A 12,492-nucleotide genomic window follows, 5' to 3' on the forward strand; every position below is an offset into this window, starting at 1 on the left:
GATTCAGCTCAGGAGGCGAAAGAAGCGCTGGTCCGGATTCGGAGTCGGGAGTGACGGGCGGTTTCGGCAAAGTGACTCCTCGGGGTGGAACCGATGCGGGACGAGCGGTGTATCAAAGGCAGATGGTCGTTCACGGACAGTCGCAAGGAGACCTACGGGTGATCACTTACAGCAGATGGCGAAGTGCCCTGTCGCGGACCATGAGGGCGGAGCGCTTCTCCGGAAGGTCGATTTCAGCGGAGAAGCGGAAGCCTGCGCTGAGGAAAGCAGACACGGAGGGGGTGTTGCGCAGGTCCGGTTCGGCGATGACCCGCGCGCACTGGGGCCGGTTCTCCAGCACGAGGTCGGAAACGGCACGAAGAAGCATGGTGCCGATACCTCGCCCGCGATCGCCGACGCCCCCGATGAGTAGATGGAGCCCGGTGTCATGGGGCCGCGCCGGGTAGTGACGGGCGAGCGGGTCGAGGTCCGCGCGATAGATCTCCCAGTAACTCACCGGCACACCGTTGAGTACCCCCAGACAGGGGACGCTGCGCCCGTCGCCGTCGAGTTGGGTGCGCAGATGTTCGGCGGTGACCGACTCCCGGCCCTGTAGTTCCCAGAAGGCGGCCACCGCCGGGTCGTTCATCCACCGGCTGATCAAAGTGAGGTCGCGCTCGATCTCCACGGTGACGAGGCAGAATTCGCCCTCGGGAGTGGTGGCGGGCTCCCAGGTGCCGGGGGCGCCGAGCAGGTCCCCACCGCTGCCGGGGTTGCTTCCGAACTCGGCGATCGGACTATCCGGACGCAACAAGGACAGCAGTTCTTCGGGCAGCCGCAGATCGAGTGTGTCTTCGCCTCCTGGGCCCGGCGGGTCGGCAGGCGTGGCCCCGGTGTCGCGGCTGGCATCTATAGAGGGCACGACGACGTTCCTCTTCTCGGGTATGGATCGGCTCATGTCCCCATGCGGTAAAGGGGGTTGGTGAGGGTGACATAGACAGACTGGGTGTCGACGGGACCGACAAGCTCATCCAGGCCGTGCAGTCTGGTGAGCAGATTGGCTTTGGCGCGGAGCGAGGGTGCTTCCAGAAGCTGAGTGGGCAGCGGTGAGCCGAGGTCGGTCGCCTTCATGAGGAACTGTCGGAAGGCAGCGATCAGAAGCTGTTCGTCGGCAAGGTGCTGGGAGCCGAAGGCGCCAATAAGCCCGAGGACGTTGTTGATGGCGAGGTAGTAGGCGAAGCGCTCATCGGTCACGGCGTCCGTGACGAAGGTGTCGCTGGTCGCACCGATGCCCGGGAGGCGCCTTTCCAACTGGTCGCGGTAGGACTCCCGGAAGTAGTAGCCCTGATTGTCGCGATAGCGACCGCCGACCGGCCAGCCATCGGGATCGAGGATCACGAGGGTGTTCTGTTGATGGGCTTCGAGCGCGATGCCTGCGGTGCCGTCGAGCCAGAGAACGGGGCGCACCACGTGATCGAGATAGCGCAGGAACCACTCGGCGGCAACGGCGCCATGAGGCCGTCCGGTGCGAGCCGAGAGGGCGGTCACGATGTCGGCAAGCCGCGACCGCATGCCGTCCCCGCCCGGCCGGGGACGGGCTGAGGTCAGAGCCGCGATACACACAGCGTCTTCCCCCCATCCGAAGGGGTTGTGACGCACGACGACATCGAAGCCGGGAACCGGCTCGCCGTCCGGGGTGTCCACCGCCAGCCACGCCGGATCACGAACGATGTCGAAGCCGGGATGGGCCGCCTGCCATTGCTCGCTCAGCCCCGCCCTCAGCAGACGGTGGACCTCCACCCCCCGGTGGAGTTCCTTACGCAGGTTCTCCCGGCAGGAATTGGTGATGCGCACGCCCAGCGAGAGCTTGAGCATCGCTTCGGTGCCCGGGCGGTGCACCGTGCGGACGGAGGAGGTGGGATGCCAGGGCTCACCGTGAAGGCCGAGATCGTGCAGAAGGCCCGCATCAAGAAGAGAGGCCACCGTGGAGCGATGCATCAGGTCGTTGGCCTGCCAGGGGTGCAGTGGCAGCAGTGCAGTGCCCTCGGGATGCGCGGGGTTGCCGGCGAGGCGTGCCATGAGCCGGTCGGCGGGCAGCGCACGACCGCGCTCGGTCCAGGCGGAATCCTGTGCCAGCACGGACCGGTCAACGGCGCACCAGCGCAGGGGGAAGGAGCCGCGCAATTCCGGCGAATACATTCGGCTCTCGGCGTCGGAGAGGCCTTCACGGCTCTTCGGCGTGGGGTGCAGGGGATGACCGAGAAGGAGTGACTGCTCAGCGGTCAGGAAGAGGTCAGCCTCCTCGGCCGGCTTCGGGTCCACGCGGCGTTCTCTGATGAAGACGGCGGTGCGGCGCACCGAGTCGGCGACTCTGCCGACCAGGTCGGCGTTCTCCCGCTGACCCGCCTCACGGCCGAGCAGCGCCGCGACGGTGACTGCGTCCGCCGGTGGCGCGCTCACTGATCCTCCTTCGAGCGTCGGCCTGCCGAAGCGGTGCCAGCCGGTGGGTGACCAGTAGTGGACGGGTGCCAGCAAAGCGGTACCGCTGGCGTCCAGAGGGATACGCAGCACCTGGCCGGCCGGCCTGGCGAGGTCGTTCTCCCTTGTCCAGCACCGCAACAGGTTCTCCACGGCAGCGGTCTCGGCTGCGGCGGTCGCATCGGGGTCGTCCAGCAGGTCCGGCGGGAGGGGCTGCTCCGGAGTACGGTCCCCCCTGTTCTGGCGCGGCACGGCCCCCACGTCGACCGTGAGCGGGCCGTGAGCGGTGGGACGGCCTTCGGCCTCGGGCGCGTCGGGTGCGGGGGTGGAGTTCACGGAGTGCTTCCTTGTAAGGGGGGCCGGGTCAGTGCGAGGAGGGGGTCTCGTGACGGCGGTTGCGGAAGCGTTCCGCGGCGACCAGGGCATCGGCCAGCCGGTCGAGAACGGCCTCCGTCTGTTCATCGGTGAGAGTGAGCGGGGGCAGCAGACGGACAACACTGGAGTGGCGGCCGCCGATTTCGACGATGAGTCCGCGGGCCAGGCACTCACGCTGGACGGCAGACGCAAGGGCGGGGTCGGCCGGCGAAGGGCCGGCAGCGTCGGGAGCCGCCGCTTCGGGGTCGACGAGCTCCACACCGATCATCAAGCCCCTGCCGCGCACGTCGCCGATGGAGGGATGCTCTGCGGCCAGGCCCTGGAGTCTTCCGATGATGCGGGCACCCAGAACGGCCGCACGCTCGGCGAGCCGGTTCTCGCGGACGAACGCGAGGGTGGCGGCGCCCGCCGCCATGGCGAGCTGGTTGCCGCGGAAGGTGCCCGCGTGAGCACCCGGCTCCCAGGCGTCCAGTTCCGACCGGTAGACGATGACGGCCAGCGGGAGGGAGCCGCCGATCGCTTTGGACAGCACCATCACATCGGGGACGATCCCGCTGTGCTCGACCGCCCAGAAGGCCCCGGTGCGGCCGACGCCGGTCTGCACTTCGTCGGCGATGAGCGGGATCGAGCGGTCGGCGGTGATCTCCCGCATTCTCCGCATCCAGCTGTCGGGGCCCGGGATCACCCCGCCCTCGCCCTGTACCGGTTCAAGAATCATCCCGGCCGGCGGGACCACTCCGCCCTTGGGGTCATCGAGCAGGTTCTCGGTCCACCGGGCGGCAAGATCCACCCCCCGCTCTCCTCCGACGCCGAACGGACTGCGGTACTCCTGCGGATACGGAAGCCGGGTCACCCTGACGTCGGGGGCGCCACCGGAGACGGCGAGTGCACCGGCAGTCATGCCGTGATAGGCACCGGTGAAGGCGAGGATCCCGCTGCGTCCGGTGGCGGTCCTGACGAGTTTGAGGGCTGCCTCGACCGCGTCCGTACCAGCGGGTCCGCAGAACTGGACCCGCGCCTGGTCGGCGAAGCGAGGGGGCAGCGTCGCGAACAGTTCGGTGGTGAACGCGTCCTTCACCGGGGTGGCAAGATCCAGGACGTGCAACGGGGCGCCGGAGTCGATGACTTTCTTGATCGCTTCGAGCACCACGGGGTGGTTGTGTCCGAGGGCGAGCGTTCCAGCGCCGGAGAGGCAGTCGAGATAGCGCCGCCCGTCCGCGCCCTCGATCGTCAGGCCACGGGCCCGGACCGGGACGATCGGCAGTGACCGTGCGTAGGTACGGGCAGCCGATTCACGCATCGACTGCCGACGCAGGATGCCCTCGTGCACGGTCGTCGGCGCCGCCGGTGCGGATTCGGTCACAGCCACTGCTCTTGTTCCTCCCGCAGTCACATTTTGTTCGTCACGGCCCGGCCGTCACGTTTCTGTTGTGCGTCCTCGCCGCCGAGGCTGAACACAGCCCAGAAGCCCCCCGTATGTCACAACGACGCCGACGCCGTGGGATCACGGGCACACCGGAAGATCCTTTGCGGCGGCGGAACCACGGCCCTGCCGCATGCCGTCCCCATCGGCACCGGCATAGTGGGGCCCGCACTTCACGACCGGGTCACTGGTTCCGCAGTGCCGAACGTCCGTTGTTCCGAAGTCCCAGGGGGATCACTACATGCGACCGCTGCATCCAGCCTTCACAGCACACCGCGGGAGGCGTGCTCGGCGAACGCGCCCTTCCATAGCCGCAGTTGGCCTCACGGCCGTACTCACACTCACCGCGACCGCCTGTGGCCCCGGCGATGACGACGCCAACGGCAAGCCGAGCAGCAGCACTTCCTCGGTACCCGATGGGAAGATCACCATCCCGGACGACGTCAAGGACAGGTTGAAGCAGCACGGCGTCGATCTGGACAAGTGGAAGAACGGCGAGTGGAAGAACTGGGACAGGGACACATGGCTGCGTGAGGCCAAGGACTTCATCAACCCGATCATCGCCGGGTTCTGGGACCCGGACCGGATGCGGGACGCGGACAAGACCCCGCAGAAGCCCGTTGACAACGACATCTCGGGCGACAAGGGAGTCACCGACCCGACCCCGGCGCCGGTGACCGCCCAGGGCGTGAAGGCTCCGTACCACAACACTCTCCCCGAGGCGGGAAAGCTCTTCTTCGACAGCCCGGAAGGTTCGATGGTCTGCTCGGCAACCGTCGTCGAGGACCCGGCGCATCCCGGCAAGTCCAACATGGTGTGGACGGCGGGCCATTGCGTACACGCGGGGAAGAAGGGCGGCTGGTACCGCAACATCGCCTTCGTCCCCTCGTACAACAACAGCGGCAAGTCCGTCGCTCAGTTGCGGAACGCCAAGAAGGAGGAGGTCGCTCCGTACGGCGTCTACTGGGCGGACTGGGCGCAGACCTCCGAGCAGTGGATCGCCGGCGGCGGGCCCACCGGAGGCCAGGGTGCTCCGTACGACTTCGCCGTGCTGCACGTGACACCGGAGAAGGGCAGCACCAGGTCCCTGGAAGAGACGGTCGGCGGCGCCCTGCCGGTGAATTTCAACGCCCCGGCCGTGCCGAAGATCCCAGGCATCACGGCAACCGGTTACCCGGCGGCCCCCCCGTTCGACGGTCAGAAGCTCTTCCAGTGTGCGGACCGTCCCGGCCGGCTTTCGGTCACCGCGAACGACCCGACGATGTACCGCATCGGCTGCACCATGACGGGCGGTTCGTCCGGCGGCGGGTGGATCTCCAACGGTGCGGACGGAAAGCCCGCGCTGGTGTCCAACACTTCGATCGGCCCGGTGACGGCAGGCTGGCTGGCAGGTCCGCGCCTCGGCAAGGAAGCCAAGGGTGTCTACGACTCCGTCAGCAAGAAGTACGCGGGCCGGTAGGGACGGCCCGGCAGATGGCACGAACTCCGTCCGCAGCAGCGATCACGCGTTCTCAGGGGGAACAGCTCCATGCGATCCATTCGCCCGATACTGACCGCCACCGGTATTGCCGCAGCCCTCGCGCTGACGGCGACCGCTTGTAACGGCGACAAGGACCAGGCAGCCGGCCAGACGGCGGACAAGCCGGCGGCTTCCGCCCCGGCCGGCACGGCCGGTGACGCCGGCGGCCTGGCCGACACACTCAGGAAGCACGGCGTCGACCCGGACAAGTGGAAGGACGGCGAGTGGAAGAACTGGGACAAGGACAAGTGGCTGCGTGAGGCCAAGGACTTCGTCAACCCGGTGATCAAGGGGCTGTGGAAGCCCGACCGGATGCAGAAGGCCAAGGATCCGCAACGGACGATGGCCTACGGTGACGCGACGGGCGACCAGAACGTCACCGACCCGGAGCCCGCGCCCGTACAGGCCCAGGAGGAGAAGCACCCTTACCACGAGTACGCAGCACCCGTCGGCAAGGTCTTCTTCGACTCTCCCGAGGGTTCCATGGTCTGCTCGGGCACGGTCGTCAAGGACCCGAAGGCCCCGGGAAGGTCCAATCTGGTGTGGACCGCGGGCCACTGCGTCCACGCGGGGGCCAAGGGCGGCTGGTACCGGAACATCACCTTCGTCCCGTCGTACAACGACCAGGGCAAGACCCCCGTACAGCTGAGCAATGCCCAGCCGCAGGAGGTCGCACCCTACGGTTCGTACTGGGCCGACTGGGCCATGACCTCCAACGCGTGGATCGCGGGCGGCGGGCACACCGGAGGTGACGCCTCCCCCTACGACTACGCCCTGTTGCATGTGAAGCCGCAGAGCGGGGGGAAGTCCCTCGAGGAGACGGTCGGCAATGCGCTGACGGTCGACTTCAACGCTCCCGACGCCAAGGACATCAGCGCGATGGGCGCCTGGGGCTACCCCGCAGCGCCCCCGTTCAACGGTCAGTTGATGAACAAGTGTGTCGACCGCCCGGGCCGGCTGTCGATGAGCCCCGGCACGCCGCCGATGTGGCGCATCGGCTGCACGATGACCGGTGGCTCCTCCGGAGGCGGCTGGTTCATCGCGGGCAAGGACGGAAAGTCGGAGCTGGTCTCCAACACCTCGATCGGTCCCGCCACTTCGGGCTGGCTCGCGGGACCCCGGCTCGGTCAGGGCGCCCAGCAGCTTTACACGGCGATGAGCGACAGGTTCGCCGGTCGCTGACAGACGGCAGCGGCCGCACGCCGAAGGCCGGTCCCCTCATGGCGAGGGGGCCGGCCTTCGGAATGCCGCGGGTCTGTCAGCGAGTCACCGGAACATACGGCTCAAGATCAGCCGCGAGCTCCTCGTGCACCCGGGCCTTGAGCAGGGTGCCCTCCGGGGTGTGCTCCTCGGAGATCACCTCGCCGTCGGCATGCGCTCGTGCCACCAACTGACCGTGCGTGTACGGCACCAGGACCTCGACCTCCACCTGGGGCCGCGGCAGTTCCGCATCGATCATGGCGAGCAGCTGCGGGATGCCACGGCCCGAACGGGCCGAGACCGCGATAGCGTTCCGCTCGATGCGCAACAGCCGCTGCAGCACCAGGGGATCGGCCGCATCGGCCTTGTTGATCACCACGATCTCCGGCACATCGGTCGCGCCGACCTCCCGGATCACCTCACGCACCGCAGCGAGCTGCTCCTCCGGCGCCGGGTGCGAGCCGTCCACCACATGGAGGATGAGGTCGGACTCCCCGACTTCCTCCATGGTGGACCGGAACGCCTCCACGAGGTGGTGCGGCAGATGCCGGACGAACCCCACGGTGTCGGCGAGGGTGTAGAGCCTGCCGCTCGGGGTTTCCGCCCTGCGTACGGTCGGGTCCAGGGTGGCGAACAGGGAGTTCTCCACCAGCACACCCGCACCGGTGAGCCGGTTGAGCAGCGAGGACTTGCCGGCATTGGTGTATCCGGCGATGGCTACCGAGGGCACCTTGTGGCGCTTGCGCTCCTGCCGCTTGATGTCGCGGCCGGTCTTCATCTCCGCGATCTCCCGGCGCATCTTCGCCATCTTCTCGCGGATCCGGCGCCGGTCCGTCTCGATCTTGGTCTCACCGGGACCACGGGTGGCCATTCCACCGCCCGCGGATCCGGAGCCACCGCCACCCATCTGACGGGAGAGCGACTGACCCCAGCCGCGCAGGCGCGGCAGCATGTACTGCATCTGTGCGAGTGCGACCTGCGCCTTGCCCTCACGGGACTTGGCGTGCTGGGCGAAGATGTCGAGAATCAGGGCGGTACGGTCCACCACCTTGACCTTGACGACGTCCTCCAGATGGATCAGCTGGCCGGGGCTGAGCTCACCGTCGCACACCACGGTGTCCGCGCCGGACTCGAGGACGATGTCCCGCAACTCGTGCGCCTTGCCCGAGCCGATATATGTGGCCGGGTCGGGCTTGTCGCGGCGCTGTACCACGCCGTCGAGCACGAGTGCCCCCGCCGTCTCGGCAAGGGCCGCCAGCTCGGCGAGCGAGTTTTCCGCGTCCTGAGCGGTCCCCGATGTCCAGACACCTACGAGCACCACACGTTCCAGCCGCAGCTGCCGGTACTCGACCTCGGTGACGTCCTCGAGCTCGGTGGAGAGGCCGGCCACGCGTCGCAGGGCGGCACGCTCCGAGCGGTCGTACTGATCGCCGTCGCGCTCGCCGTCGATCTTGTGGCTCCAGGCGACGTCCTCTTCCATCAGGGCATCGGCCCGAAGGCTCTCGTTGAAGCTCTGGGTGTCCGGTTCGATGGCGTCCGGCTCGCGGACGTCCTGCTCGAGCGCGTCCTGGGAAGGGGAAGAAGAGGAGGTCATTGGATCCTTACGTCGAGCCGATGGTTAGTTCCGTTCGAGTGTCACAACGCGTGACGGCCCCCGATCATTCCCGAGCGGTCATCCACGGAGCCCGGCAGCGGCTGCGACCCGTTGATAGTGGCACGGTGCGGTCGCCACGTCACCCGGCTTTCGGCGGGGTGCTGCGCCAGCGCGGGTGACCCGGCATCGGAGGGGTCCGCTTCCCGTACAGCCAGCCGCGGAAGAAGGCGGACAGATCGCGTCCGGCGATCCGTGAGGCGAGGGCGGAGAAGTCGGCGCTCGTCGCTGACCTGTACCGGTATGCACTCACCCAGCTGTGCTCCAGTCTGTGGAAGGCAGCGGCGCCGATCTCCCGGCGCAGCGCATACAGCACCAGTGCGCTGCCGTCATAGACGATCGGCCGGAAGATGCTGATCTTGTCGCCCGGCTCGGGCCGCCTGGGCGCGGCCGGGGGGCCGTCGTGGGCGCGCCAGCCGTCGGAGTGCCGGTAGGCGTCCCGCATCCGCCGCTCCAGTGACCTCCCGTCGTGCGTGTCGGAGTACAGCGCCTCGTACCAGCTGGCGTGTCCCTCGTTGAGCCAGAGGTCGGACCAGCGCCGCGGCGAGACACTGTCGCCGAACCACTGGTGAGCGAGTTCATGCACCATGACCGAGTCGACATACCACTCCGGGAAGCGAGGGTCGGTGAACAGCCGGCGCTCGAAGAGCGACAGCGTCTGGGTTTCCAGTTCGAAACCGGTGCCCGTGTCCGCGATGAGGACTCCGTACCGCTCGAACGGATAGCGCCCGATCCGCGACTCCAGCCAGGCGAGCTGTTCCGGTGTCTTCTTCAGCCAGGGTTCCAGTCTGCGGCGGTCGTTCGCCGGTACGACGTCCCGCACACGCAGCCCGTGCGGGCCCGCACGGTGGGTCACGGCGGAGCGTCCGATCGACACCTGGGCCAGTTCGGTGGCCATGGGGGCGAGCGTCCGGTAGATCCACGTGGTTCTGCCCGCGTGCACCCTACGGACGACCGGCAGACCGTTGGCCACCACCGTCAGCCGCCGTGGGGCAGTCACTCTGAAGGTGAACCAGGCCTTGTCCGCGGGGTGATCGTTGCAGGGGAAGACCCGGTGGGCGGCGTCCGCCTGGTTGGCCATGACAAGACCGTCGGTGGTGCGCACCCAGCCACCGTCCGCCGCGCCACGGGGATCGCTGGTGTGCCGCACGGTGATCCGCAGACGGCTGCCCCTGTTCACCGGGCGGGCCGGTCTGACCACCAGGTCCTCGTCCGTGGTGGCGAAATGTGCGCGCGCGCCGTTCACATCGACGGAGTGCACGGTGCCCCGGGTGAAGTCGAGATTGATGCGCTGAAGCGGCTCCGTCGCCACCGCGTCGATGGTGGTGACCGCGGGGAGCGGTGTGCTGTTGCTGCCGCGATAGGTGAGGGCGATGTCGTACGCGAGAACGTCGTACCCGGGGTTGCCGAGGTGCGGGAAAAGCGGATCGCCGATACCGAGCGGTACCGGCGCGGGCAGCGCAGCGGCGGTCAGAGCCGCCGACGCGGCCGCCGCCATGGCGGCCCGGAAGCACCGGGAGATGAACAGCATGCGCAACGGCTACCAGTACATCTCCTGCGCCCCGGGGATGGGCGCGCCATGCCACCCGAACGGGTGGTCAGGCGGTGGCCGGTTGCTGGGCGCGACTCACGTCGTACACGCCCGGCACATCGCGCATGGTCCGCATCAGCGCGGGAAGTTCTGCGGCATCGGCGATCTGCAGGGTGTACGTGTGTCTGACCCGTTGTTCGCTCGGGGGTTCGACCGTGGCGGACACCACCGCCGCACCCGCGGTGGCGATGACCTCGGTGAGGTCGGCGAAGAGCTGGGGCCTGCCGAATGCCTCGGCGACCAGTGTGACCCTGCAGTCACCGGTCTCGCCCCAGTTCACCTGGACGGGCGCCCGTCCCGAACCCCGCATCCGGACCACGGCCGCACATCCTTCGCGATGCACGGTGACGGCGCCGCCGCGTACCGCGAAGCCGGTGATGGCGTCGGGCGGCACCGGTGTGCAGCAACCGGCCAGCCGCACCGTGGCGTCCGGCAGGCCCGCCACGACACCCGCGGCAGCCCTTCGTGCGGCGGCGCCTGTCGCGGCTGAGCTCGGCCGGGGGGCCGCCTCCTGTGCCACCGGATCCTCCGGGTGCTCGGCAAGCCAGCCGGAGATAGCGATCCTCGCGGTGGGCGTCAGCGCATGGTCGAGCCAGTCGGGTGACGGCCCGGACGCGGCATCCTGAGCGAGAAGTAATTGCACGATGTCGCCGTCGCTGAGGGCCGTACTGAGCGTGACCAGGCGGCCGTTGACCCGGGCGCCGATACATCGGTGTGCCTCGTCGCCGTGCTGTGCGTACGCCGCGTCCACGCAGCTGGCCCCGGCCGGAAGTCCCAGGGTGCCGCCGTCCGCGCGGAACACGGTGATCTCCCGGTCCTGCGCCAGGTCCGCGCGCAAGGTGCTCCAGAAGGTGTCGGGGTCGGGAGCGGACTCCTGCCAGGCGAGGAGCCGGGAGAGCCAGCCGGGGCGGGTGGGATCGACACGTTCGCCGACCGCGGTGTCGGCGGCGGCCTCGGCGGGCTGCGCCCCTTCTGCCGATGCGTAGGGATTGCCGAGCGCGATGACACCCGCCTCGGCGACCTTGTGCATCCGGTGCGTACGGATGAGAACTTCGGACACCGCGCCGTCGGGCCCGGCCACGGCCGTGTGCAGCGACTGGTAGAGGTTGAACTTGGGGGCAGCGATGAAATCCTTGAACTCGGAGATCACCGGGGTGAAACAGGTGTGCAGCTCACCGAGGACCGCGTAGCAGTCGGCGTCCTCGCCGACGAGGACCAGCAGCCGTCCGAAATCGGTGGGCCGCAGCTCTCCGCGTTTGATGCCGACCCGGTGCACGGAGACGAAGTGCCTTGGCCGGATGAGGACTTCGGCCTGGATGCCTGCCTCTCGCAGCACCTTTCTGAAGCCGTCACCGATGGCCGCGAGCGGGTCACCACCCGACGCCTCGGCGGCGATGAGGGCCCGGGTGCGTTCGTACTCGTCGGGGTGCAGGATCGCGAAGACCAGATCTTCCAGCTCGGTCTTGAGCGCCTGCACACCCAGCCGCTCCGCCAGCGGGATCAGAACGTCCCGGGTGACCTTGGCGATGCGCGCCTGCTTCTCGGGGCGCATCACACCGAGGGTCCGCATGTTGTGCAGCCGGTCGGCCAGTTTGATCGACATGACCCGGACGTCGTCCCCGGTGGCGACCAGCATCTTCCGGAAGGTCTCGGGCTCGGCGGCAGCGCCGTAGTCGACCTTCTCCAGCTTGGTCACGCCATCGACGAGGTAACAGACCTCGTCACCGAATTCCCGCCGTACCTGATCGAGCGTCACCTCGGTGTCCTCGACCGTGTCGTGCAGCAGCGACGCGGTCAAAGTGGTGGTCTCGGCGCCGAGTTCGGCGAGGATCAGGGTCACGGCCAGTGGATGCGTGATGTACGGCTCGCCGCTCTTGCGCATCTGACCGCGGTGCGAGGACTCCGCGAGCACATACGCCCTGCGCAGCACGGTGAGGTCGGCATCGGGATGATGGGCCCGGTGTGCCTCCGCGACATGGCCGATGGCGTCGGGGAGCCCACTTCGCGAAGGCGGCCCGAACAGCGCGGCCCGGCCGATTCTGCGGAGGTCGATGCGCGCGCGGCCTCGCCGGCGGCCCGGGTTGTCCACCGGGCGGGGCCCGGGAGACACACCCTCGGGACTGGCGGCCTCTGCACTCATGGGCACCTCCGGCAGTGTCGACCGGCGATGGGCTGGCTGCGGGTGAGCACTCCGGGCCGGTGCTTGATGCTACCGAGCCCACCATGCGGTGCCGCCCCGCTCCCGCTCAGAGTGAAACGGATCACCCATTCGAGCG

8 protein-coding genes are annotated in these 12,492 nt (G+C 68.5%); 2 read left to right on the forward strand and 6 right to left on the reverse strand.

Annotation, left to right across the window (positions count from 1 at the left end; all coding sequences use genetic code 11):
* Window positions 1–166: 166 nt before the first annotated feature.
* Genes OHS16_RS06930 through OHS16_RS06940 form a run of 3 tightly spaced genes read right to left on the reverse strand, consistent with a single transcriptional unit; the run spans window position 167 to window position 4,201 of the window.
* A complete protein-coding gene (locus OHS16_RS06930) occupies window positions 167–937 on the reverse strand; it encodes a GNAT family N-acetyltransferase (protein WP_443042570.1) in 771 nt (256 codons plus the stop codon).
* Complete coding sequence (locus OHS16_RS06935) at window positions 934–2,793, reverse strand: IucA/IucC family protein (protein WP_328536296.1); 1,860 nt, start codon at window positions 2,791–2,793, stop codon at window positions 934–936. The genes OHS16_RS06930 and OHS16_RS06935 overlap by 4 nt, the downstream gene beginning before the upstream one ends.
* A gap of 28 nt (window positions 2,794–2,821) precedes the next feature.
* Window positions 2,822–4,201: a diaminobutyrate--2-oxoglutarate transaminase family protein gene (locus OHS16_RS06940; protein WP_328536297.1), complete on the reverse strand. Its 1,380-nt coding sequence runs from the start codon at window positions 4,199–4,201 to the stop codon at window positions 2,822–2,824.
* Between the two features lie 295 nt (window positions 4,202–4,496).
* Between OHS16_RS06940 and OHS16_RS06945 the strand changes: the two genes are divergently transcribed.
* Together OHS16_RS06945 and OHS16_RS06950 are read left to right on the forward strand one after the other, a co-directional pair.
* Window positions 4,497–5,714: a trypsin-like serine peptidase gene (locus OHS16_RS06945; RefSeq protein ID WP_328536298.1), complete on the forward strand. Its 1,218-nt coding sequence runs from the start codon at window positions 4,497–4,499 to the stop codon at window positions 5,712–5,714.
* A 69-nt stretch (window positions 5,715–5,783) separates the two neighbouring features.
* Entirely contained in the window at window positions 5,784–6,956 is a 1,173-nt protein-coding gene (locus OHS16_RS06950) for a trypsin-like serine peptidase (protein WP_328536299.1), read from the forward strand.
* Window positions 6,957–7,032: 76 nt separating this feature from the next.
* Here the strand turns inward: OHS16_RS06950 and hflX are convergent, their stop codons facing one another.
* From hflX to OHS16_RS06965, 3 genes are all read right to left on the reverse strand, one after another.
* Window positions 7,033–8,568 (reverse strand): GTPase HflX, encoded by a 1,536-nt coding sequence (gene hflX / locus OHS16_RS06955; RefSeq protein ID WP_328536300.1) that lies wholly within the window; start codon window positions 8,566–8,568, stop codon window positions 7,033–7,035.
* 139 nt (window positions 8,569–8,707) lie between these two features.
* Window positions 8,708–10,156 (reverse strand): M1 family metallopeptidase, encoded by a 1,449-nt coding sequence (locus OHS16_RS06960; protein WP_328536301.1) that lies wholly within the window; start codon window positions 10,154–10,156, stop codon window positions 8,708–8,710.
* A 67-nt stretch (window positions 10,157–10,223) separates the two neighbouring features.
* Entirely contained in the window at window positions 10,224–12,356 is a 2,133-nt protein-coding gene (locus OHS16_RS06965) for a RelA/SpoT family protein (RefSeq protein ID WP_328536302.1), read from the reverse strand.
* Window positions 12,357–12,492: the final 136 nt, after the last annotated feature.

Origin of the sequence: Streptomyces sp. NBC_00344 (assembly GCF_036088315.1) — a bacterium.
Lineage (GTDB): Bacteria > Actinomycetota > Actinomycetes > Streptomycetales > Streptomycetaceae > Streptomyces.